Origin of the sequence: Terrilactibacillus tamarindi, assembly GCF_009718825.1 — a bacterium.
Taxonomy (GTDB): Bacteria; Bacillota; Bacilli; order Bacillales; family Sporolactobacillaceae; genus Terrilactibacillus; species Terrilactibacillus tamarindi.
This window is the reverse complement of record NZ_WNHB01000008.1, coordinates 53,543-76,367: the sequence shown is the minus strand read 5'-3', so window position 1 is coordinate 76,367 and position 22,825 is coordinate 53,543. Positions and strand designations below refer to the sequence as shown.

Sequence of the window (22,825 nt, the reverse complement as noted above, 5' to 3'; positions counted from 1 at the left end):
GGGTTATCTTTATATTAGCAATGAATTATTAAGATAATATGAATAGAAAGTAAATTTTTATGTTAAATTGTCTAGAGAGTCATTTCTAAAAACAAGATATCCTATGTTTTTCCGCAGAAGTTATGATATAAAAAGAAGAGAAGGATTACATTTTGTGAAGAGAGGACTTGAGTCTGTGAAAATAAGAGATTTATGTGCCATATTTAGTTTGGCTGCATTATGGGGTGCCTCATTTTTATTTATGCGTATCGCTTCTCCTGTTCTAGGACCATTAATTACCATTGAAAGTCGTGTAATAATCGCAGCGTTTGGACTTATTTTGTACCTTATTATCATTAAATCTTCCGTTCAATTGAAAAAATGGTGGAAAGAATATCTTATAATAGGTGCGTTAAATGCGGCCTTGCCTTTTACAATGATTGCGACAGCTGAATTGCATTTAGATGCATCAATGAGTTCCATTCTGAATTCATTGACTCCACTATGCACAGCCTTAGTTGTCTGGATATGGCTTAAGCAAACATTATCCATCAAAAAATGGGTCGGCATTATTGTCGGAATCATTGGTGTTATTATTCTAGTTGGGTTAAGCCCTATCGAATTTACGAAAGTGACTATCCTGTCCATTGGATTATCTATTCTATCGACCGTATGCTATGGCATTGCTGGTGTCTATGCAAAGAAAACTTTTACAAATACAACGCCATTATCTTTAGCGGTTGGTCAACAGCTTGGTGCAGCCGTTGTATTACTTCCTTTTAGTTTTATCTATATTCCTAGATCAATCGTCACCATTACACCCGTTGTGGTCTATTCCATAATCGCCCTAGCTCTTCTTTGTACTTCAGCGGCCTATCTTTTATACTTTTATTTACTTAACCGGGTCGGACCTACCAATACACTAAGTGTAACGCTTCTCGTTCCTGTTTTTGGCATGATCTGGGGTGCCCTTTTTCTCAATGAAATCATTACGTTTAACATGGTTATCGGGCTGCTCATCATTATATCTAGTATTCTTATGATCTATGACGTACCCCTTAACATAACTCGCAAAAAACGTGTCCATCATTAGTTGGTTGAGAAGAAGGAGAATAGGTTTGCCTAGACAAAGAGTGCGAAATATACTGATTGGTTTGAAATATAAATTAAAAAATCGTATATCTTTTGTAATATTAGAGATCTTTACATAAAAGAACTTAGTAAAAGTACTTTAATTTCAAGCGTTCTAAAAAATTACCTTTTCGTCATATAGATGAAAAATTCATTTGATCTTCCTCTCGTTTTGGTTATTTTGTTTATATAAATGAATGGCGGGAATGTTATGGACAAGAACAACACTTCAAATCTATCAAGGAGGAAGATCTAGTGACTAAAAGTGTAGTAGGTGTCTATGATACTCCAGAAGAAACGGTTTCGGCTATTGAAAAATTGACAAGCAAGGGACTTGATTCAGATGATATATCTGTTGTTACAAATAGGTCAGATACGAACTATGTAGAATCCCAAACAAATACAAATGTCAATCAAACAACCGATGAAGTAGATCGCTCATCTGGGTCTTTTTTTGATAAACTAAAGAATTACTTCACGATGGATGATCTCTATACCAATGACCAGAGGTTAACTAATTTAGATATACCAAATGATCAGTTAGACTTATATAATGCCCAATTGAATGATGGGAAAATTTTATTAGCTGTCGATACAAAGGCTGACTTAGATCACCTAAATGATATTGATAATACAAGTATTCAATCGGATTACGTGGCAAAAGAAGAAACAAGTATGCCGATTCGAGAAGAAGAATTGAACATCAATAAGGAAGATGTTCAAACTGGGGAAGTCGAACTTGGTAAAGAAGTCAAAACTGAACAAAAAAATATCGATACACCCGTTAAACATGATGAAATTTATGTAGAACGTCGACCTGTGAATGATACTAAGGAAGCGTCTCCTGTAGATGATTCTGAGACCGTTCGAGTCCCAATAGTAGAAGAGCAAGTGGAAGTGACAAAAAAACCCGTCGTTACGGACGAAATTGTGGTTGGAAAACGAACTGTGGAAGAAAATGAGCATATATCTGAAACGGTTAAGAAAGAAGAACCTCGACTCAATAAAAAAGGAAAAGCCGAAGATGTAGATGATGATGGTACGATATAAAAAATATCTCCTGGAGAAGCCGGATCTAAGTGACCATTTAGATCCGGCTTTTCTTCTTTTTTTATCCCGTATTAACGGCGAGTCTTGACCTTACCTCAAGGTAGTGAGTGTAAACGAGCATTCCTAGTTGGGATGAAGAAAACCCATCTTATTAAATCTCACTTTATCTTCTCATCGAATACAAATCATTCAATCCCTTTCCATTTTTTTGCTTTACTTAAAATTTCATCAACCTTAGAATTCATTCCGCTATTTGTCATTAAAGAACACCCCTCTTCAATTTTTACAACTTTCATTAACAACGATGCCTCCTGATATATCTTTCTGGTACAGTAAGAATGGTTATTTTTCGTGCAACTTACGAATACAACCTTCATAATTTGTCTACTCTAAAATGATAATTATATAACAATAACAATGTAGTAAATTTCAATATTTTTTTATTGTTTTTCGATAAAAAATGTGTTAAAGTCAAATTGACAATAAATAAGTGAGGTGCTTTTTTATGAGACGAGTATCAACGCTCTTTTTAAAAATAGTTGTGATTCTTATTGGAATTCCGATTCTTGCTTTGTGCATATTTTTAGTGCCTGAGCTAGGGAATCTTGCAGCAAAATTGTTACCAAAGTTTGCTTTTATAAAATATCTCGTTTTCATCGTTTTTTATGCATCGGCGATTCCTTTTTACTTTGCTTTGTACCAGGCTTTCAACCTTTTACGCTTTATTGACAAGAACAAAGCATTCTCGGAATTATCTGTAATGGCTTTAAAGAAAATCAAATACTGTGCCATTGCAATCAGTTGTTTGCATGTGCTAGTCTTACCGCTTTTCTATCTCTTTGCGGATAAAGACGATGCCCCAGGTGTCATCTTTGTCGGATTGGTTGTTCCTTTTGCTTCAATGGTGATCGCCGTCTTTGCAGCTGTTCTGCAAAAACTTTTAAAAGAAGCAATTGATATAAAATCTGAAAATGATTTAACGGTCTGAGGTGTAAATAATGGCAATTATAATCAATATTGATGTGATGTTAGCGAAAAGGAAAATGAGCGTAACAGAACTTTCGAAGCGAGTTGGAATAACGATGGCTAACCTTTCTATATTGAAAAATGGAAAAGCAAAAGCGATTCGATTATCCACTTTAGAGGCGATTTGTAAGGCTTTAGAATGTCAGCCTGGAGATATTTTAGAATATCGAAGTGATGAAAACACCCAAGATTAATACAGTAGGACTATTTAACTTGAAAGGAAAAGAAAGAGTTCTTTTTCTTTCAATGCATCAAATGTATAAAAGGGGAGCTACTCATGAATTTAACCATCCAAAGTGATTCTCAGAAGAAAACTTCGAAGACACAAATCATGAGAGCACTAAACCAACTCGTTCGTTTCGGCTTCGAGCAAGCCTTATCCTGTTTGTTTCCTGTCGTTATCTTTGCCTCTTTGGCTTTTACAAAAATCATACCACTTCCCTTCCTACCACGGTATGATTGGCTACTCATCATCTGCCTTCTCATGCAGTGGTGGATGGTGCGTTCTGGGCTTGAAACACGGGATGAACTAAAGGTTATCACCTTGTTCCACCTTATTGGGCTTGCTCTTGAACTTTTCAAGGTACATATGGGTTCCTGGTCTTACCCAGAGGAGGGACATTTCAAAATTTTTGGGGTGCCTTTGTATAGTGGATTCATGTACGCAAGTGTAGCGAGTTATCTTTGCCAGGCGTGGAGGAGGTTAAAGGTTGAACTGGTTAAATGGCCACCTTTTTTGCTCGTTGTACCTCTTGCAAGTGCGATTTATTTAAATTTTTTCACCCACCATTATTGGATTGACGTCCGCCTGTGGTTATCTGGACTTGTCATTATCGTCTTTTGGTCATCATGGGTCACATACGAGGTTGGTGGAACTCGTTACCGTATGCCTATCGCACTTTCTTTTGGGCTCATCGGATTTTTTATCTGGATAGCCGAAAATATCGCAACGTTCTTTGGAGCTTGGGAATATCCAGACCAAACCGATGCATGGAGTCTTGTTCATCTAGGAAAGGTGAGTTCATGGCTCTTACTAGTGATTGTTAGCTTTCTTATAGTAGCGACATTAAAGCAGGTGAAGGGAAAAACTCCACAAGAATAGATACTACTAAAAAAGTCGGATCCTTAGTATAAGGAATTCGACTTTTTTTAAATTGACGTTCTCCTAGCGTACCCAATCCCGAATAAGACAAAGTGAAACTTAATCAGTTGGGGTTTTCATCCCCCACTGAGAGAAAATAAAAAAGAGTAGTGCAAAATAATACCACCACAATTTACAAAGAACCTAAAATTCAAGCAAGTTGATATGTAAAAAAAGTGTAGAAAATGTGTAGAAAAGTTTATAAACATCCTCTTATCCACAACAACAGATAAAAATAAAAACCGCCCGAAAACGTTGATATATCAACACTTTCGAGCGGTTTAGGTAATTTTTAAAGAAACCTAAAATAGTATTAGAACGTCCCAGGAGAGATTCGAACTCCCGACCGACGGCTTAGCATACCACCATGGCTTTCGCCACCAAAAGATTGTTTGTAGTCTGGACTATATCTTCACCATTTCAGGTGCGACACGTGTAGTCTCTACGGAACCTCACGATAATCCTTAGCAATAAAACTTTGCTTACTTGATTATTCTTTGGCATTTCTACCCTCAAGGTCATTGATTCATTATAATCCAAAAGGAGTTAAAATCATATATCCTTTTTCATATAAATCCACTTGAGCCTTTAAAACGCCTAAATCTCCTTTATTATTCGTGTGATGATACAATTTCACCACTCCTAAGAGATCATAAGTTTCCTCGGTATTACCATCAGCATGATCTGTTAAGGCTTCACCGATATAGTGTCGTCCACTTTATAGGTTTCTGTTTCCCTATAAAGGCTCCTAATTGAAGGCCGTTGCTCTATCCAGCTGAGCTACTGGGACATATTAAATATATAAAATGATGATGGAGCGGGTGATGAGAATCGAACTCACGACCAGAGCTTGGAAGGCTCTTGTTTTACCACTAAACTACACCCGCATATCGTGACGTTTCTTAACGACATATATAAATATAAATGATTATTAACAATATGTCAATATTTTTTTAGTTATTTTATTAAATAATACTAGTTTTACCTATGTATGGTTCTCATCACATTAAATATAACATATTTTCATCATAGAATGCCACTACATTCGTCCTATTAATAAAAAGCTGAGCACCACGGCCCAGCTTTTTTTAGGTTTACTAACCTCACTTTACTCCAGCGAAAAACTTTTTGAAAATTCATCAACCGGCTGACCATGGATGTCCATATATTGCACGTTGATTTCTTTATGGTCCGGGCTGACATCACAAACGACATAGGTCCGGTGGATACTATTTCTAGGAAGACGGAGACTTCCTGGATTTATAAAAACGCAGTTACCCTCTTTAAAAGCTACTGCAACATGTGTGTGTCCAAAACATGCTATTTGGGCTTCTTGTTCCAGAGCTTTATAGATTAAATTCATGGGTGATTGTTTGACGCCCACAAGATGACCATGAGTTACAAATATGTTTAAACCTTCCAATGGTTTTACAACAAACTCTGGAAAGTCTCCGTTAAAATCACAGTTCCCTTTGACCGCGATGTATGGCGCCATTTGGCTGCTCTCAGGAGAAAGTTCTGAATCGCCACAATGAATAAAAGCATCAGCATCTTCATGACGTTTGACAAGCTCCAGTAATTCATTGGTTAATCCATGGCTATCACTAGTGACGATGAGTTTCATTTAGAAACCCCCTCCCCATTCTTTCCAGTAGGCTTTTAATTGTTCTAAAGCGTGGCCTCGGTGACTTATTTTATTTTTCTCGGGTTGTGATAGTTCTGCAAGAGTTTTCCCTTTTGGTGGAAAATAAAAGATTGGATCATAACCAAATCCACCTTCGCCAACCGGTGCTTTCGTAATTTTGCCTTCACAAGTCCCCCTGAAAAATTCAGTTTGTTTCCCTGGAATGGCTAATGCAAGAGCACAAACAAATCGAGCGGTCCGTTCGTCTTCTGGAACCTCTTTAAGTTCTGTAAGGACCTTCGCCGTATTGCGTTGATCGTTTTTATCCAATCCCGCATATCGTGCAGAGTAAACACCAGGTCTGCCGTCCAATGCATCAACCACGAGTCCTGAATCGTCTGCTATCGTGACCATATTCGTCCTAGCACAGATTTCTTCTGCTTTTAGGGCTGCATTTTCTTCAAATGTCTCGCCTGTTTCTTCAACATCAATCGGTTCATCTAGATCAGCTAATGAGAGAACTTGAACATCAAATGAAGACAATAGAGCCTTAAATTCTTTTACTTTTCCCTGATTATTTGAAGCAATCATGATTTGTTGCATGAAACCCCTCCAAAATTTTAAGCTGCAAAACACATGGTTCCGTTCGTGAGTCAACCTGAGTTAATAAACATCCCTTAATCCAAGCAATGAAAAGTAATCTCAAGTGTTACTCAAAACTTTCGTCACCTATAATGGTCTTTTGTACACTAATCAATTCCCTAATCCCTTTTTTTGCTAAACCTATTAATGTTGCCAAATGTTCTTCAGAGAACGTCGCTTCTTCTCCAGTCCCTTGAATCTCAACAAATTCGCCTTGTCCTGTCATCACAATGTTCATATCCACGTCTGCACTTGAATCTTCTTGGTAACATAAATCTAGGATGGGTCCAGCGGTTGGATGAATACCAACAGAGGTTGCTGCAAGGTATGTTTTCACCGGCATCGCTTTAATTTGTTTTTTGTTTACAGCCTTTTTAAAAGCAAGCACCATAGCAACAAACGCTCCTGTTATGGAAGCTGTTCGTGTCCCTCCATCAGCTTGAATAACATCACAATCTATCCAAAGTGTTTTTTCACCCATTTTTTCTAGTTCAACGACTGAACGAAGGGCACGTCCAATCAAGCGTTGAATTTCCATGGTTCGACCGGTGACTTTTCCTTTACTAGATTCTCGAATCGTTCTTTGCGCTGTTGCTCGTGGTAACATTGCGTATTCCGCTGTGATCCATCCTTTTCCTTGACCCCTCAAGAAAGGAGGAACACGATCTTCGATTGTTGCCGCACAGATGACTTTTGTATTCCCTACTGTTATTAGGACTGATCCTTCTGGATGTATGGTATAATTCGGTTCAATATGTATGGGTCTTAATTCGTTATTTTCTCTTCCGTCTTGTCTCATGATAATCCTCCAAGTAGGTATGATTTCATTAAAAATAGAGGCAACAAGCCGTCGCCTCCTTAACTATAACATTTTACAGTCAACGATTAAAAGTTACAGTGATCATTAATATCTAATTAAATGGTGTGTTAGAGAAAGAATTTCGCTTTGGTCAACCAAAAATGAGTATTCCCGATGTATCTTCTGTTTCTGACGGTATCCTTTTCCCTTAGTAAAAATGATGACAGTCTTACACCCCCGTCTTATTTACAACCGGACGACTAACAGGCACTGTTAAAGGTTCACCGGAATCTAGCATGACGCTCTTAGACCCTTCAACATTAATCTTGACTTTTTTAATATTCGGTTGACCCGTTAAGGTTAAAGCTAAACAATTAATCGCTTCCCTACTCACTGATTTTTTCTTATTACTTGAGAAAAGGGCTTTGTTAAAATGCAAAATTGCCACGCCATTTTTTATCACGGGTGCTTTTGTTAATGCGACATCAACGCCGAGTGTTGATGTTAAATGATCATCTGGCGGCCCTTCAATCAAAGCGTTAACGGCGGCCGCTGCGGCTCCGTCTTTTGACAATGGAACGCGCGTTGTAACCGGAACATAATAGTGTTGGCCGTGATGATGAGCAAGGTAATAGACCGTCACACTTTGGCTTCTAGTCATGTCGATAGCTTGGCCAAGTTCTGAATTGATCCCGTCTTTTCGAATTAAACCACGGCCCATACGTTTACCGCTAAACTTTAATTGATCTTGTATTTTTCCATCCACTTTAAATTGAACGCGTTTGATCTCTTTAAACTGCGTTAAGGTCCACGTGATCGATTGAAAAATAACGGCTTCATCACTTGGCCTATATGATAAAAGATCCTTTGAAAAGTCAACCACAAAGGTCCCATCTTTTTTCAAAGACGTGTTATTAACCATTGTATCCGCTGGCAAAACAGCCATAAAGCCATTAGGTAAAATATTACTAACTGGTCCGTCTTTTACAAGATAATTAAGTGTATCTTTAGCCGATGATGTTGACTTCGGCAAGTTGACAACCTGCGGAGACAAATGACCAGATGCATCTAATAAATACAATTCACGAGGAACCGTTCCTGCTTTATTATCATTATTTTTAACATAGTCAATTTTATCAGGTTTTGGATTAATATCCCCTTCCGCTTTCAAGTTTAACCCGCATCCAGAAAGCAGAATTGATAATGATAAGACGATTGAAAGTAGAATGATCCTCTTTCGCATGGCGTACCCTCCTAAAATAGGTTTGTACTACCATATATACGAGCTGTCTACAAAAATAGACCTTATTACTCTATCCAATCATCTCTATTTCTTCAAGAGACACCGTATTAACTTCGGGAAAGAGGGCAAGCCAGTTTTGAACGATCATCCCCATAATACTTGGAGAACCCGTTGTATAAAAGATATGATGCGGCTTCGTTTCTAACTTACGCTTGATATTTTTGTGATAGAGAATGGTACTGACTTCTCTTGCTGTCTCTTCTCCAGAATCAATCAGTTGGATCTTATCTCCAACAACATCTTTTATAACTTCTCTTAATAATGGATAATGCGTGCACCCTAAGATGAGTGTATCCATCTTCGGATCATGCTTAATTAAGTTTAAGCGTTCTCTGATAACATCTCTTGTATGACGACTATTTAAATCTCCCGACTCAACAAGAGGGACAAATTCTGGACATGCAAGGTCTGTCACGACAACATTTTTATAAATATCATGCAGGGCATGAACATACGCTTTGCTGTTGATCGTACCTACCGTTCCAATGACACCAATATGTCTTGTGTGGCTCTCCTTTAAGGCTGATCGAGCACCAGGGTGGATGACACCAATCACCGGAATAGAAAGTGCCTCTTTTATTTGTTCATAAACAGCCGCTGTAGCTGTATTACATGCGATCACTAACATTTTAATATCATGATGTCTTAATAAGTACCGAACCATTTGCCAAGTATATGTTTGAACTTCTGTAAATGGTCTAGGTCCATAGGGACACCGTAAATTATCTCCAAAGTAAACAATTTCCTCATTCGGTAATTGTCTCATAATCTCCTTTGCTACCGTTAATCCACCTACACCTGAATCAATAACACCTATTGGCTGATTCACAATCATCGCCTCATTTATCTTTTATTCTTGATGTTCAATCTTGATGTTCAATCAAATCTCGTTAAAATACGGTCTTTTTTATATTAAAATTGAACAACGTCTTAAACATTTTATCACATTGATCAAGTAGACAAACAGCTTAACACCCCTCTTAAATTAACGTATGATGTAAAAAATTTGTTGGTTGATGTTCCTGCATAATTAGGCAACTTTGTCAGGCAGGTATCGATCAACCTATTTTTTTCTATCAGAAAAAAAAGAAAAAATATCGGCTTCTAAAAAAGAAGCCGATCCATATTAAAGTTCTAATTCTCCGAGCCTAAGTAATTCAACTACTGCTTGAGAGCGTCCCTTTACTCCCAATTTTTGCATGGTGTTAGAGATATGATTTCGAACGGTTTTTTCACTAATGAATAATTCTTGAGCAATATCCCTGGTCGTTTTATCTTGAACTAATAACTCGAAAACTTCTCTCTCCCTTTTGGTTAACAAAGGCTTCGGACGTTGGATATCATCTTTCAATAAGTTCCCCTCCCTGCTCGTCAAAAAAGAACTATTGTGGAAGGTATTTAGTCAAGATATCATATGATTTAAACGCTTTTCTGGTGAGGAAAATCCTGTACATTGTTAAAAATGGGCAAGCCTCTTGTCTAGTTAAAAAAATTTACATAAAAGATAGTCTAATAACATGATATTATTATATAAAGATGAGCTTATCCATTGTGACCTTTTAAGTATAATTAAGGTGGAGGAGATATTAAAATGAAAAAAAAATACAATCAGCCAAAACCCGAGCATTACAGTAATACCCAGATCCCTGCCTTTGGATATGAATTACTTCGAAGTGCCTTACTGCCTGAAATTTTAGGAGAAGAAATGAGCATGATCCTTTATTGGTCTGGTCGAAATTTAGCCCGTAAATATCCATTAAGCACCATTGATGATTTAATTCATTTTTTTGATCAGGCTGGCTGGGGACGTCTTGAACTGATCGAAAAGGCCAAGAGCAAGATGACTTTCCACTTACATTCCGATCTAATTCAATCAAGAATTAAAGATAACCCAGAAATCCCATTCACATTAGAATCAGGATTTTTAGCAGAACAAATTCAAACACAGCAAGGGTTTATAACAGAAACGTACACAGAAGTCAAAAATGGAAAAGATAAAAAAGTGATCTTTCTCGTTAGATGGGATAATAAGGATCGCATCGAATCAACGGACGATTAATAGTATCCAATACATAATCTACTTCGCCTACGTGACGAATCATAGATTCAATTTGCCTCTGTTTCATTAGACCCTCAAAAAAAGCGAAATAACTTTTAATACGTTATCTCGCTTTTTTTAGATTATTTAAATTTGGTTTTAAACGAGCCTTATTTTTGGTTAATAGACTTTCGTTACTTCATCTGATAATTTGAAACCTGCATGCAAGACATCAAGGGCTTTCAATAAATCTTTCTCATCAATGATGGTTGACACTTTAATTTCAGATGTACTGACCATTTTCACTTTAATTGAATTCTCCGCAAGTTGGTGGAACATCGATGCAGCCACACCAGGATTAGAAACCATACCCGAACCGACGATCGAAACTTTCGCAAGTTGTGATTCTATCTTTAAATCCTGATATTCTAAACTCTCTTTGTTGTTTTCTAGTACATTTAACGTTTCCTCAATCGATGTATTAATAATAGTAAAGGACAGACTAACACTTTCTTCATCTAATACATTTTGTACTATCACATCAATATTGATATGATGGGCTGCTAGTAAGTCAAAAACGTGAGATAAGGAAACAAGGTTATTAGGTAAACCAAGTAAAGTTACCCGAGTCACATCTTTTTCAAAGGCGAGTCCTCTTACCGCTCTTTCTTTTTCCAATGATATTTCCTCCTTAATGACTGTACCTTCTTCGTTTTCAAATGAGGATCGAACCACTAATGTAATGTGGTTGTTTTTGGCACATTCAACCGCTCTTGGATGCAAAACGCCCGCACCTAAATAGGCAAGTTCAAGCATTTCATCATAGTTTATTTCTTTTAATTTCCGGGCCTTATCCACAAAGCGAGGATCTACAGTAAATACACCTGTTACATCTGTATAAATTTCACAGACAGAAGCATCAAAGGCTGACGCCAACGCAACGGCTGATGTATCAGATCCTCCTCTGCCAAGCGTCGTGATATTGCCATTTGCCACCCCTTGGAATCCCGCTACAATGACGATATGACCTTGATTCAAATAGTGAAGTATCACGGGTGTTTGGATATTTTCAATTCGTGCACTGCCGTGGATGGCTTCTGTTTGAATACCTGCTTGCCAACCCGTTAAAGAAATCGAGTTGTGACCACGTTCTTGCAATACCATTGAAAGCAGTGAGATGGTTACTTGTTCGCCAGTTGATAAAAGCATATCCATTTCACGTTTTGACGGTTGGCTTGTAATTTCACTCGCCATTGAAACCAAGTGATCTGTTGTTTTACCCATGGCTGAAACAACCACGATAACTTGCTCTCCAGCATTCTTTTTATTAATGATTCGATCCGCTACTCGCTTTAGTCTCTCCACCGATCCAACGGATGTTCCACCAAACTTCATGACTGAAATTGACATGTTGTGCTCTCCCCTTCGGCATCATCCGTGTGAAAAACGTCAGGCACCTTGAGAAAAGGATCATAATGACGGTTAAGATGATTTACAATAATTTATAGTAAATTCCAAACCTATTTTTGATCATCACGTTCACAAACTTAAGATTCTAATAATTTTTATTTTAATAGATGGCTATGACAAATATCCATTTGGCTCATTTGCTCCATTAGACTAAAACAATCAAAACCTAAGAATAAAAAAAAACAGCGATATCTTCGCTGTCGTCGTTTGAACATAATAGATCCAGTTCCTCAACATGCTAAAGATAGTTCTCCACACTTTTAAAGTGTGACAGTCTCGCACTTATTCAGCTGCGAGTCCAGCGTAACCTTGTTTGAGTAAGATTACACTTCGGCATGTTTTCCTTTCAATGATCGTCATCGAACCCCAAACGTCCTCTTATCATCTAGTATTAAAACATGCACCTCTATCACTCATTGTCTTCATTAAGATTAAATAGAAGTATAACAAAACCCTTACAATAGAACAACCGTTTATTTGAGATTTTCAAAATAAGTTTTTATTTGTGAGGCTAAGTTTTCCGGAATACCAGATTTTCTAAGCTCGTCTAAATCCGCTTCGCGTACTTTCTTAATTGAACCAAAGTGACGGATCAACGCTTGCTTTCGCTTTGGACCAACACCTGGAATATCATCTAAAACCGATTTGGTCAATGCTTTATCTCGAGTTTGTCTGTGAAATGTAATAGCAAAGCGGTGGACTTCATCTTGAATTCTTTGCAGTAAATAAAAAGCTTGGCTCCTTCGATCCAAAGGGATCACGTCAGCATCCTCTCCCATAATAAGTTGGGAGGTACGGTGTTTACTATCTTTTACTAAACCACAAACTGGAATGGATAAACCAAGTTCATTTTCTAATACATCGATCGCGGCGGACATTTGGCCTTTCCCTCCATCAATAACAATGAGATCTGGAAGACTGCTTTTCTCCTTTAAAAGTCGTGAGTAACGTCTTCTAATAACCTCTCGCATGGTGGCGTAGTCATCTGGGCCCGCAACTGTTTTAACATGATACTTTCGATAATCTTTCTTTTTTGGTTTGCCATCTTCAAAAACGACCATGGCTGAGACAGGATTAACGCCTTGGATATTTGAGTTATCAAACGTTTCAATTCGATGAGGCGTCGGGATGCCTAGGCGTTGACCGAGTTGTTCGACAGCCTTAATGGTTCGTTCTTCATCGCGTTCAATGAGTAGGAATTTTTCTTTCAAAGCAATTCCTGCATTTTTCTTTGCAAGCTCTACCAATTCCTTCTTTCGGCCTCGCTGTGGCTGGAGAACTGGAACTTGTAAGACCTCAGAAGCCAATTCTGCATTAACATCACGTTGAATCAATATCTCTTTGGGCATAAGATGATGATGATTAAGATAAAACTGACCCAAGTAGGTTAAAAAGTCCTCCTCTGGTTCCTGATAAAAAGGAAAAATAGAGACATCTCTCTCAATAAGTTTACCTTGACGCATGAAGAAGACTTGAACGCACATCCATCCTTTATCATACGTATAGCCAAAGACATCACGATCATCTAAGTCGTCAAACATGACTTTCTGTTTTTCCATCACTGTTTCAATATGCTGGATCTGGTCACGAAGATCTTTTGCTCGTTCAAAATTTAATTGTTCAGAAGCCTCAAGCATCTTTTCTTTTAGTTCTCGTTTGATATCCTGATGGCCGCCATTAAGAAAACGGACAATTTCACTCGTCATGTCTTTATATTGGTCCTTCGTGACTTCATTGACACATGGAGCTAGACACTGGCCAATGTGATAGTAGAGACAAACCCGATTGGGCAATGTCTTACATTTTCTTAACGGATACAATCGATCAAGAAGACGTTTCGTCTCTTGAGCTGCGGTTGCATTTGGATATGGCCCAAAATATTTGCCGCTCTTACGATTTACTTTTCTCGAAATCAGGAGTCTAGGATGTCTTTCATTTGTTAATTTTATATAAGGATAACTCTTGTCATCCTTTAACATGATGTTATATTTTGGATCATGTTTCTTTATGAGATTAATCTCTAATAATAAGGATTCAATCTCAGATGAGACAACAATATATTCAAAGTCAACAATTTCACTTACTAAGCGTTGAGTCTTGCCATCATGCGTGCCGGAAAAATAAGATCGGACGCGATTGCGTAAATTTTTAGCTTTTCCAACATAAATGATGACATGATCTTTATTTTTCATTAAATAACAGCCTGGTTGATCAGGCAATAAGCTTAATTTTTCTTTTAAAGAAGCCATAATATTCAACCCTTTATCTTTCATTCCTAGTCGTCTTAAATCACATTTTACATGGTTGCCTGAGGTCACATCAACTAGATACTATCACATGCGATGCAAAAAGATGCCAAAACTGAACTCGACATAATGAAAAGAGACCCTCCTAAAAAGAGGATCTCAAACGTTTATCCTTTTACATTAAGCATGTTGGTTGATACGTTCAACTAATGCTTCTTTTGGTTGGAAACCAATAATTTTATCCGCAATTTCGCCATCTTTAAAAAGGATAAGTGTTGGAATACTCATTACACCATATTTACTTGCTGTCGCTTGGTTTTGGTCAACATCTAATTTTACGATTTTTACTTTATCAGCTAGTTCTGAATCCACTTCTTCAAGTACAGGCGCAATCATTTTACAAGGTCCGCACCAAGTGGCCCAGAAATCAGCAAGGACAAGACCTTTTGAAGTTTCATCTGTAAAGTTTGCATCAGTTACATGTGAAATTGCCATTAATATATGACCTCCTAAATTCTCTGTTATGTGAATGAGTATATCATCTTATAGAATGTTATGCTATTGATTCAACTTATAATCATTCTAATCTTGAATTTACCTATTCTCAATTACATTCTTGACCTTCAGATATCTCTTCAGTACTTTTCCCAAATGTGATTTAGGTAATTCATCGATCTTTTCATATTGACAAGGTACTTTATATGACGACAAAAATTTGCGGCAATGATGATCATAATCAGCTGGGTTAAAAATGGCATTTCTCTTCAAAACAAGATAGGCTTTCACAGTTTCTCCTCTATACTCATCTGGGATCCCAACAACGCAGGCTTCTTCTATGTCTGGATGTTTTGCAAGAGTAAATTCAATTTCACTCGGATAAATATTAAAACCGGAGGCAATGATGACATCTTTTATTCGATCAACCAAAATGTAGTTACCTTCTTTGGTTTGATACGCTAAATCCCCTGTATGGAGCCATCCTTTGACAATGGTTCGTTGAGTTAGATTCTCTTGATTCCAGTACCCCTTCATAACCTGTGGGCCTTTGACTAATAGTTCTCCTACTTCTCCTTGATTGACATCCTCACCTGTATCAAGGGAAATAATTCGACACTTTGTATCTGGATAAGGTGTCCCGATGCCCACGTTTCGGTTTTCAAGAGATTGGCAATGGGTAATTGGGGAAGCCTCGCTTAGACCATACCCCTGAATCAGACATCCTTTTGAAAGGGATTCAAAAGCGAGTAGAGTAGATGCTGAAAGTGGAGAAGAGCCACTAATACATAATTTTAATGATGAGTAATCCACTGGATGATGTTTAGCATAGTCAACTAATGCCTTGAACATAGTTGGTACGCCGGGAAAAACCGTCGGACGCATCGTTTGGATGATGCGAACGACCTCTTCTATTTGAAATTTGGGTAAAATAATCATTTCAAAATGGCAACGCACAGCGACATGAATGCCAACACTTAGTCCATACACATGAAAAAATGGACAAACACACAACATTTTCTCATGAGATTCATTTTGATTTGTGAGCCAATATTGTGACTGAATGGCATTCGCCATAAGGTTAAAATGTGTGAGCATAACCCCTTTCATACGTCCTTCCGTTCCACCTGTATATTGAATAAGAGCAATATCCTCATGAACATTCACTATAGGTGGTTTAAACGGTCTTTTAGTACGAACGCATTGATTAAAATGAAAAAGGATCCCTCGTCTTCTAGCTTGGTGGATATCAAATTTTGCTGTTTGAGTATTTCTTTTTAAAAAAGGGATATCTACAGCAATGATGAATGTTAGCTTCGTTTTTTTAAAAATTAAATGAGCCACTTTTATAGTCTGACTCGCACAAACAATCAATTTTGCGCGAGAGTCTCTCGCCAAATACGATAACTCATAAGCCGTTGAAAGCGGATTAACCATGACGACAATAGCGCCAGATAGTAGAGTTCCATAATAACTAATGACAGCTTCCAAACAGTTAGGAAGCATGATCATCACACGGTCGCCTTTTTTAATTCCTATTTTTATTAAATGTGAAGCAAATGAAAGAGCCTTTTCATATAAATCCTGGTACGTCATTTCTTCCCCTAAATAATACAACGCACGATGATTTGGAACTTTCTCTGCCGCAACCTTTAAATCATGATAAATAGGACACTCCGAATAAATGCATGTGCCTTGACCGGAGTCAAATAGTCTAGATAACCCGTTTTGAGCCATTCTTCATGCCCCCTTATGTATAAATAACGGAGTTTAGAACAGTCTATTCGTTTTGGGTGAAATTGTTCCAGGCGATGAACCAGTCTCTATATTTTGAATAAACTAAAGTAGGAAATATGATTAAGGGGGATATCCATGGTACCCACCAAGCAAGGAGGAGCAAATCTTACCATGCAACAAACGTTTACTTCATCTTCAAGATTCAGGGATTTTTCATCTAAAAGCACAAATACATTACGACTCGTTTCTATCGCTGGTTTTATCGCTTTAACAGGATCCACACTCTCATTAATTGCCATTACGATCAACGCTATCATCGCTTATTTTGCATACAAAAATTCATTTGACAAAGGATCTCAAGTTGAAGATATTGTTGTTTAAATAAAATATGGAACCTAAAAAGCGGAAAGGGAATAGGATACATTAGCCTACGTAAAGGAGGAATAATCATGGTAGTAGGATCAACCTTACCAGCGCCACAACCTGGTCAAGGCTATGGAGTCCGTGGAAGGCGTCCCGCATCAGCCTATCAACCCTATCAAACAAATCAGACCTATCAACAAAATCAAGATAGACAAATCAGTCAATCCAGCCAGATAGGTCAGGCGGGTCAGACCCATCAAGTGACTCCAAAAGAGTTAGCTAATCTAAGTAATTTAAAATTTATCACCCGAATTAATATAATTTCTTTAATTGGTTCGTCTCTATTTATCATTGCAGCCATCTCGAATGTTATCGCAGCCACTCGCGCTTATAGAATTGCACGTAGTGATCTTGGTGGACAAGTCAATAACTTCGTTGATTATCCAGATTTTTAAAAAGTTTATTTAAAAAACGTTTCTAGAAGTTAATTAGAAACGTTTTTAAAGTTTTTAAACTATTTATAAACTTGCTCCTATAACAAACGATAAACCAATCGAGATCGTCATTGAGATAAATCCAACAGCCTTATTTCCCTTTTGAATTTCTAAATCAATACTAAATGTAGGCGTTAAGAATTCGAAAATAAAGTAACCAACAAGTAAAAGAAGAAATCCAAAAAAGCCTTGAATAATCATTGGAAATATCAACGCATGCTGTTCAATTGAATAACGAAATAAGTTGGCTATACCAAGAATTTTCCCTCCTGTCGCTAATGCCACAGCGAGATTTCCTTCTTTTATTTCTTTCCAATTCTGATACTTTGTGACTAATTCGAATATCGCAAGAAAGACGATAGTGCTAAGAACGACCACACTAAAGTAGGCAATAGCGTGAACATAGACATTTTTTTCAAGAAGCAGATTTGACAAGACTGTCACTCCTTATTTTAATTCCACGACGGTAACGCCGCTGCCCCCTTCACCTGCTCCTCCTAATCTAGAACTTTTTACACGGGGATGGGATTTAAGCAACGATTGAACCCCTTTTCTTAGAGCTCCTGTGCCTTTTCCATGAATAATCGACACTTGATGGTAACCGGCAAGTAAGGCATCGTCTAAATATTTTTCCACCTTTTGCATGGCATCTTCATAACGCTCCCCGCGTAGATCACATTCGGTTTTAGTGACATGTCCTGATGTTCGAACATTGACAACAGGTTTGACTTCTTTATCCGCTTTAACTGGCTTCAGGTCCTGTGCAGAGACATTCATTTTCAGAATACCAATTTGGACACGATATTCATGATCATTTATTTTCTCTAGAATATGTCCTTTCTGACCAAAGCTCATGACTTTTATTTCTTGTCCAGGTGAGAAGGTCTTTGGTTCTTTTTTATACGTAGGTGAAGGACGCTTAGTTTCATTTTGTGATAAGGAATCCAAAGCATGATCTAGTCTTGTTTTTGCATCAATTAATTGATGATCTTTAACCTTGCCAGATTGTGCTTTTAATGATCTCAGCTCTTTAATGATCTCTTCTGCTTCTTTTTTTGCTTCATTAACGGCTTCTTCTGCTTTAGAACGGGCCTCTATTATGAGTCGGGTTCTTTTTTCTTCTATTTGATTCATTTCTTTCGTTAATTCGATTTGACGCTTTTTGACTTCTTCTTTAATTTTTCTTGCTTCGATTTCTGCTTTTTCTGCTTCTTTCCTATTTTTTTCTAAAGACGCAATCATTCGATCAACTTGGTTTGTTTCGGTACTAATTTGTTTTCTTGCTTCTTCAATAATCCTTTCATCTAAACCGAGTTTACGAGAAATTTCAAAGGCATTACTCCTACCGGGAACACCCAGGAGTAATCGATAAGTTGGCCTTAGTGTTTCTACATTAAATTCGACACTTGCATTAAGAACACCCTCGCGATCATAAGCATAAGCTTTTAACTCACTGTAGTGAGTTGTACAGACCACGGTGGCTCCTCTTGCAAACACTGTATCAAGAATGGCAATAGAAAGAGCCGCACCTTCCTGAGGATCTGTACCGGCACCGAGTTCATCGAATAAAACAAGGCTTAGAAAGTCAACTTCATTTAGTATTCGAACAATATTGGTCATGTGAGACGAAAAAGTACTTAAACTTTGTTCAATCGATTGTTCATCCCCAATATCCGCAAAGACTTTCTTAAACACATTTACCGTCGACTCTTCGTCAACAGGAATTTGTAATCCAGCCTGCGCCATTAAGGTAAGCAGTCCCATCGTCTTTAGTGTGACCGTCTTTCCCCCAGTATTAGGTCCCGTGATGATCATCGCATGGTGATCATCTCCTAAACGAATATTGATCGGTACAACGTGATCAGGATCAATAAGAGGATGCCGGGCGCGTTTCATATTAATGATGCCTTTATCATTGAGATGAGGTCGAGTGGCTTTCATTTGATGCCCCAATTTAGCCTTTGCATAAATGAGGTCCAATTTGGCTAATTGATCGATATCATGATAGAGACTACTCGCCACAAATGACGTTTCTTCACTTAATAATCGTAATATCCGTTCTATTTCATACCGTTCTCTTGCTCTTGCTTCACTAAGTTTGTTATTTATTTCGACAACCGATTGTGGTTCAATAAAAAATGTGGCCCCTGATGCCGATTGATCATGAACGATTCCACCGAATTTGTGACGATAATCAGGTTTTACTGGGACGACTTGTCTTCCGTTGCGAATGGTAATGATGGCTTCTGTTAACATTTTTTGGGTATTGGGTGATCTTACAATCGATTCTAATTTTTCTTTGACACGACTATCGTAGGTCCGTATTTGCGTTCTAACGGTACGAAGTGTTTCACTTGCAGTATCTAATACCTCACCATTGTCACCGATACAAAGACGGATTTTTTTTTCAAGTTCAACTTGAGGAATGATTTCATCGACAATACTCACCAAGATGGGAATCGCAACCTCTTCTTCTACAAGCTCTTGAATAAATCGTTTCATCACACGCGTTCCTCGAATGGTATCGGCAATATCACTTAATTCCTTACTACTCAGCATCCCACCAATTTCAGAACGCTTTAGGTGCTGCCTAATATCTGAAATGCCGCCAAAAGGCATGTGCCCTTTTAAACGAAGAACTGTGGCTCCTTCATCCGTCTCTTCTTGTAATCTTTCTACCGTGTTCAAGTCAGTACTCGGCCGTAAGTCTTTAATTTTTTGCTGACCAAGTGAACAAGCCGCCTGTTTCATCAGTCTTTCTTTCATTTTATTAAATTCTAATCTATTTAAAACTCGTGGAGTCACTAATCTTTCCTCCTTCACCTTTCAAAAACATCCCTATTATTCCACTTCTATTGTATTTGTTCCTTGTTTTATAAAATTTTCAAATTCTGCTCTTGTCATCGTATTTAAAATAGAGGATGATTTAATGAACCCTTTATTTGCTGTTGCAACACCTATCGACATATCATCTAACATTTTTATGGAATGGGCGTCGGTGTTAATCGCAATTTTAATGCCCATTTCTTCAGCTTTTCTAATCCAAGTTGAAGATAAATCTAATCGATTCGGATTGCTATTAAGTTCTAGAGTCGTTCCCGTACGTTTAGCCAGACGCATTAACTCTTCCATATTAACAGGATAACCGGCACGTCGGCCAATAATGCGCCCGGTTGGATGCGCAATTAAACGAACAAATGGATTCATAGCTGCTTGCTTTAAGCGATGCATAATTTGCTCTTCGCTTTGGTTAAATGAAGAATGGATGGCCGCAATGACAAAGTCCAGTGAACTTAACGTTTCATCATCATAATCCAAAGAACCATCGGGTAGAATATCCATTTCTACTCCAGCAAAAATTTTAAATCCTTGAGGAATAAATTGTTCATTTAAGCGGTCAATCTCCTGTCGCTGCTTTTTTAAACGCTCACTCGACAGCCCATTCGCTACTCGAAGGGATTTGGAATGATCGGTAATACAAATATACTCATAGCCCTTTTTTTGTGCTGCTATGGCCATTTCTTCAATAGTAAAAGCTCCATCACTATACGTTGTATGCATGTGCAAATCCGAGCGAACATCCTTTATTTGTAGGGGATTGAACGCTTGACTTAAGTCAAACTCTCTATTTCCTAAACGCATGGCCGGCGGTATATAAGGAAGATTAAAGTGCTTAAAGAAAGCTTCTTCTGTATCGAATGTTAATTGTTCTCCTGTTTCTTCTTGTTCGACATGGTATTCACTAATCTTTTCATTTCTTTGCTTGGCAAGTTGCCGCATTCTAACGTTATGTTCTTTTGATCCGGTAAAATGATGTAGAGTCGTGATAAAAGACTCTGGCTTAACAAAACGAAAATCAACGGATACATGATCATCGTCTGTTAATAAAACCGTCATCTTTGTCTCTCCCTGGCCAATAACTTCATGAACGGCTACTTTTTCTAGAATTTCCTGACTAACCGCTTTTGGATCAAGCGTCGCAATAACAAAATCCAGATCTTTCACCATTTCCTCGCACCGTCTAAGACTTCCTGCTGTAGCAACTCGGAGGATGGATGGAATCGTTGTTAATATACGTTCTATTGATTCAGATAAAGACAGCATGTATGCGAGAGGTAACCGATCTGGCTTCACTCGATGTTCTTCGATGACCTTCATCAATTTCTCTTCCGTTTTCTTACCAAAGCCCGGTAGCTTTTGAACTTGTTCAGATTGGCAAGCTTCATATAATGATTCTAGATCGACCACATGAAGTTCCTGATAAAGTTTCGCTATCTTCTTCCCGCCAACACCTGGAAGTTTCAACAGTTGAAGAAGACTAGCGGGAATAGATGATTGCAATTCTCTAAGTAATGATGATTCACCTGTCTTCTGAAGTTCTAAAATAACTTGAGCTGTGCCTTTACCGATCCCAGCGATCTTTGTCACATCATCAATTAATGCCATGGATCGATCATCATTTTCTAAGGCTTGTGCTGCTTTTCGATAAGCCGCTATTTTGAAGGAGTTTTCCCCTTTAATTTCTAAATACGTCGCAATTAATTCTAAATGTTGGACTATGGCTTTTTTATGCAAAGACGTCATCCTTTCTACTCAGGTAGAGCTTGTACCTATTTTAACATGATTTTTCTTCAATCTCTTCTTTCACGATGTCATACAAAAAGCCTCTCTACCTTAAGAGAAGCTTTTTAATTTCGCATCTTTTACACGAAACGGAGACCCATTTAAACTATTTGATATAAGCAAGCCACATGGTCTTTAACTTTTCTGACATCACAGGTGTATGCTCAATCATGGCGCCAGCGACCGAGGAATGACTAATGGTTGTATCTAATCCCCAAAACGGCGTCAATGCCCCGATATAAAGCAAAATAAATACGATTAAGTAGATCTCTACAAATCCAAGAACGCCGCCCAAAAGTCGATTCACTGTGTGAATGATGGGTAAGTGGGCTAGAAAATCCAACATCGATCCAATGATTTGCATCACGATTTTCACCGCAATAAAAATGATGACAAAGGCAATCGCACGATAATAGGCTGTTTCTAAATTCATATTACCGAATATCTCAAACATCGATTGATGCTCTATAGCTGATGGGTAAGGAATCCAAAACTTTAGTTTTGGGGCAAGATCTCCATAATAGATGAAGGCGACAACATAAGCTAAAATAAAACCAGTTAAATGAACCAGTTGTAAGATAAGGCCTCTTCTTAAACCTATAAAGAAACCTGCTATTAACAGTAAAACAATAATTAAACTTAACATGTATAACGTACCCTCATC

22 protein-coding genes, 1 tRNA gene, 1 pseudogene and 1 riboswitch are annotated in these 22,825 nt (G+C 37.8%); of the genes and pseudogenes, 8 read left to right on the top strand and 16 right to left on the bottom strand.

Annotated elements, in window-relative coordinates; translation table 11 throughout:
- Positions 1-175: 175 nt before the first annotated feature.
- The 5 genes from GMB86_RS06765 to GMB86_RS06745 all read left to right on the top strand — a co-directional run bounded on the left by GMB86_RS06765 (position 176) and on the right by GMB86_RS06745 (position 4,288).
- Positions 176-1,072: a DMT family transporter gene (locus tag GMB86_RS06765; RefSeq protein WP_329602791.1), complete on the top strand. Its 897-nt coding sequence runs from the start codon at positions 176-178 to the stop codon at positions 1,070-1,072.
- Between the two features lie 293 nt (positions 1,073-1,365).
- The gene (locus GMB86_RS06760) at positions 1,366-2,160 is read left to right on the top strand and encodes a YsnF/AvaK domain-containing protein (protein ID WP_329602790.1); all 795 of its coding nucleotides are present in this window, start codon (positions 1,366-1,368) and stop codon (positions 2,158-2,160) included.
- Between the two features lie 505 nt (positions 2,161-2,665).
- Entirely contained in the window at positions 2,666-3,148 is a 483-nt protein-coding gene (locus GMB86_RS06755) for a DUF2975 domain-containing protein (protein WP_155217997.1), read from the top strand.
- 10 nt (positions 3,149-3,158) lie between these two features.
- Entirely contained in the window at positions 3,159-3,380 is a 222-nt protein-coding gene (locus GMB86_RS06750; protein WP_155217995.1) for a helix-turn-helix domain-containing protein, read from the top strand.
- Positions 3,381-3,517: 137 nt separating this feature from the next.
- The gene (locus tag GMB86_RS06745) at positions 3,518-4,288 is read left to right on the top strand and encodes a DUF817 domain-containing protein (RefSeq protein ID WP_155218099.1); all 771 of its coding nucleotides are present in this window, start codon (positions 3,518-3,520) and stop codon (positions 4,286-4,288) included.
- Between the two features lie 580 nt (positions 4,289-4,868).
- Here the strand turns inward: GMB86_RS06745 and GMB86_RS16190 are convergent.
- The 8 genes and pseudogenes from GMB86_RS16190 to GMB86_RS06710 form a co-directional block, all read right to left on the bottom strand.
- Positions 4,869-4,958, bottom strand: a pseudogene (locus GMB86_RS16190) (group I intron-associated PD-(D/E)XK endonuclease); the annotation flags it as partial.
- A gap of 182 nt (positions 4,959-5,140) precedes the next feature.
- A tRNA-Gly gene (locus tag GMB86_RS06740) sits at positions 5,141-5,214 on the bottom strand.
- Positions 5,215-5,435: 221 nt separating this feature from the next.
- Entirely contained in the window at positions 5,436-5,951 is a 516-nt protein-coding gene (locus GMB86_RS06735) for a metallophosphoesterase family protein (RefSeq protein WP_155217993.1), read from the bottom strand.
- Entirely contained in the window at positions 5,952-6,554 is a 603-nt protein-coding gene (locus GMB86_RS06730; protein WP_155217991.1) for an XTP/dITP diphosphatase, read from the bottom strand.
- A gap of 106 nt (positions 6,555-6,660) precedes the next feature.
- The gene (rph, locus tag GMB86_RS06725) at positions 6,661-7,392 is read right to left on the bottom strand and encodes a ribonuclease PH (protein ID WP_155217989.1); all 732 of its coding nucleotides are present in this window, start codon (positions 7,390-7,392) and stop codon (positions 6,661-6,663) included.
- A 229-nt stretch (positions 7,393-7,621) separates the two neighbouring features.
- Positions 7,622-8,635: a GerMN domain-containing protein gene (locus tag GMB86_RS06720; protein WP_155217986.1), complete on the bottom strand. Its 1,014-nt coding sequence runs from the start codon at positions 8,633-8,635 to the stop codon at positions 7,622-7,624.
- A gap of 70 nt (positions 8,636-8,705) precedes the next feature.
- Positions 8,706-9,524, bottom strand: coding sequence for a glutamate racemase (gene racE / locus GMB86_RS06715; protein ID WP_329602789.1), 819 nt, complete (start codon positions 9,522-9,524; stop codon positions 8,706-8,708).
- 297 nt (positions 9,525-9,821) lie between these two features.
- The gene (locus GMB86_RS06710) at positions 9,822-10,046 is read right to left on the bottom strand and encodes a helix-turn-helix domain-containing protein (protein WP_155217982.1); all 225 of its coding nucleotides are present in this window, start codon (positions 10,044-10,046) and stop codon (positions 9,822-9,824) included.
- A gap of 240 nt (positions 10,047-10,286) precedes the next feature.
- On the opposite strand from GMB86_RS06710, the gene GMB86_RS06705 reads away from it, so the two are divergent.
- Entirely contained in the window at positions 10,287-10,754 is a 468-nt protein-coding gene (locus GMB86_RS06705; protein ID WP_155217980.1) for a YslB family protein, read from the top strand.
- A gap of 159 nt (positions 10,755-10,913) precedes the next feature.
- Here the strand turns inward: GMB86_RS06705 and GMB86_RS06700 are convergent, their stop codons facing one another.
- The 4 genes from GMB86_RS06700 to GMB86_RS06685 form a co-directional block, all read right to left on the bottom strand.
- Complete coding sequence (locus GMB86_RS06700) at positions 10,914-12,143, bottom strand: aspartate kinase (protein ID WP_155217978.1); 1,230 nt, start codon at positions 12,141-12,143, stop codon at positions 10,914-10,916.
- Between the two features lie 297 nt (positions 12,144-12,440).
- Positions 12,441-12,620: riboswitch (Lysine riboswitch) on the bottom strand.
- Between the two features lie 56 nt (positions 12,621-12,676).
- Complete coding sequence (gene uvrC, locus GMB86_RS06695) at positions 12,677-14,452, bottom strand: excinuclease ABC subunit UvrC (RefSeq protein ID WP_408033832.1); 1,776 nt, start codon at positions 14,450-14,452, stop codon at positions 12,677-12,679.
- A 177-nt stretch (positions 14,453-14,629) separates the two neighbouring features.
- Complete coding sequence (trxA, locus tag GMB86_RS06690) at positions 14,630-14,944, bottom strand: thioredoxin (protein WP_155217974.1); 315 nt, start codon at positions 14,942-14,944, stop codon at positions 14,630-14,632.
- 99 nt (positions 14,945-15,043) lie between these two features.
- A complete protein-coding gene (locus GMB86_RS06685; RefSeq protein ID WP_155217972.1) occupies positions 15,044-16,681 on the bottom strand; it encodes a long-chain-fatty-acid--CoA ligase in 1,638 nt (545 codons plus the stop codon).
- A gap of 135 nt (positions 16,682-16,816) precedes the next feature.
- Here GMB86_RS06685 and GMB86_RS06680 point away from each other — a divergent pair, with 135 nt between their 5' ends.
- Together GMB86_RS06680 and GMB86_RS06675 are read left to right on the top strand one after the other, a co-directional pair.
- Complete coding sequence (locus GMB86_RS06680; protein ID WP_155217970.1) at positions 16,817-17,062, top strand: hypothetical protein; 246 nt, start codon at positions 16,817-16,819, stop codon at positions 17,060-17,062.
- Positions 17,063-17,130: 68 nt separating this feature from the next.
- The gene (locus tag GMB86_RS06675) at positions 17,131-17,499 is read left to right on the top strand and encodes a hypothetical protein (RefSeq protein WP_155217968.1); all 369 of its coding nucleotides are present in this window, start codon (positions 17,131-17,133) and stop codon (positions 17,497-17,499) included.
- A gap of 63 nt (positions 17,500-17,562) precedes the next feature.
- Here the strand turns inward: GMB86_RS06675 and GMB86_RS06670 are convergent, their stop codons facing one another.
- The 4 genes from GMB86_RS06670 to GMB86_RS06655 all read right to left on the bottom strand — a co-directional run bounded on the left by GMB86_RS06670 (position 17,563) and on the right by GMB86_RS06655 (position 22,807).
- A complete protein-coding gene (locus tag GMB86_RS06670) occupies positions 17,563-17,964 on the bottom strand; it encodes a DUF350 domain-containing protein (RefSeq protein WP_155218097.1) in 402 nt (133 codons plus the stop codon).
- 21 nt (positions 17,965-17,985) lie between these two features.
- Entirely contained in the window at positions 17,986-20,343 is a 2,358-nt protein-coding gene (locus GMB86_RS06665; RefSeq protein WP_329602788.1) for an endonuclease MutS2, read from the bottom strand.
- Between the two features lie 36 nt (positions 20,344-20,379).
- Positions 20,380-22,122 carry a DNA polymerase/3'-5' exonuclease PolX gene (gene polX, locus GMB86_RS06660; protein WP_196220142.1) on the bottom strand — a complete coding sequence of 581 codons (1,743 nt, stop codon included), beginning with the start codon at positions 22,120-22,122 and terminating at the stop codon, positions 20,380-20,382.
- A gap of 145 nt (positions 22,123-22,267) precedes the next feature.
- A complete protein-coding gene (locus GMB86_RS06655) occupies positions 22,268-22,807 on the bottom strand; it encodes a CvpA family protein (protein WP_155217963.1) in 540 nt (179 codons plus the stop codon).
- Between the last annotated feature and the right edge of the window lie 18 nt (positions 22,808-22,825).

What these genes read in the sequence shown, in the direction of transcription:
- GMB86_RS06755 (WP_155217997.1), top strand. Translation starts at nt 2,666, where the DNA reads ATGAGACGAGTATCAACGCTCTTTTTAAAAATAGTTGTGATTCTTATT.
- GMB86_RS06750 (WP_155217995.1), top strand. Translation starts at nt 3,159, where the DNA reads ATGGCAATTATAATCAATATTGATGTGATGTTAGCGAAAAGGAAAATG.
- GMB86_RS06745 (WP_155218099.1), top strand. Translation starts at nt 3,518, where the DNA reads ATGAGAGCACTAAACCAACTCGTTCGTTTCGGCTTCGAGCAAGCCTTA.
- GMB86_RS06735 (WP_155217993.1), bottom strand. Translation starts at nt 5,951, where the DNA reads ATGAAACTCATCGTCACTAGTGATAGCCATGGATTAACCAATGAATTA.
- GMB86_RS06730 (WP_155217991.1), bottom strand. Translation starts at nt 6,554, where the DNA reads ATGCAACAAATCATGATTGCTTCAAATAATCAGGGAAAAGTAAAAGAA.
- rph (WP_155217989.1), bottom strand. Translation starts at nt 7,392, where the DNA reads ATGAGACAAGACGGAAGAGAAAATAACGAATTAAGACCCATACATATT.
- GMB86_RS06720 (WP_155217986.1), bottom strand. Translation starts at nt 8,635, where the DNA reads ATGCGAAAGAGGATCATTCTACTTTCAATCGTCTTATCATTATCAATT.
- GMB86_RS06705 (WP_155217980.1), top strand. Translation starts at nt 10,287, where the DNA reads ATGAAAAAAAAATACAATCAGCCAAAACCCGAGCATTACAGTAATACC.
- GMB86_RS06700 (WP_155217978.1), bottom strand. Translation starts at nt 12,143, where the DNA reads ATGTCAATTTCAGTCATGAAGTTTGGTGGAACATCCGTTGGATCGGTG.
- uvrC (WP_408033832.1), bottom strand. Translation starts at nt 14,452, where the DNA reads ATGGCTTCTTTAAAAGAAAAATTAAGCTTATTGCCTGATCAACCAGGC.
- trxA (WP_155217974.1), bottom strand. Translation starts at nt 14,944, where the DNA reads ATGGCAATTTCACATGTAACTGATGCAAACTTTACAGATGAAACTTCA.
- GMB86_RS06685 (WP_155217972.1), bottom strand. Translation starts at nt 16,681, where the DNA reads ATGGCTCAAAACGGGTTATCTAGACTATTTGACTCCGGTCAAGGCACA.
- GMB86_RS06680 (WP_155217970.1), top strand. Translation starts at nt 16,817, where the DNA reads ATGGTACCCACCAAGCAAGGAGGAGCAAATCTTACCATGCAACAAACG.
- GMB86_RS06675 (WP_155217968.1), top strand. Translation starts at nt 17,131, where the DNA reads ATGGTAGTAGGATCAACCTTACCAGCGCCACAACCTGGTCAAGGCTAT.
- polX (WP_196220142.1), bottom strand. Translation starts at nt 22,122, where the DNA reads ATGACGTCTTTGCATAAAAAAGCCATAGTCCAACATTTAGAATTAATT.
- GMB86_RS06655 (WP_155217963.1), bottom strand. Translation starts at nt 22,807, where the DNA reads ATGTTAAGTTTAATTATTGTTTTACTGTTAATAGCAGGTTTCTTTATA.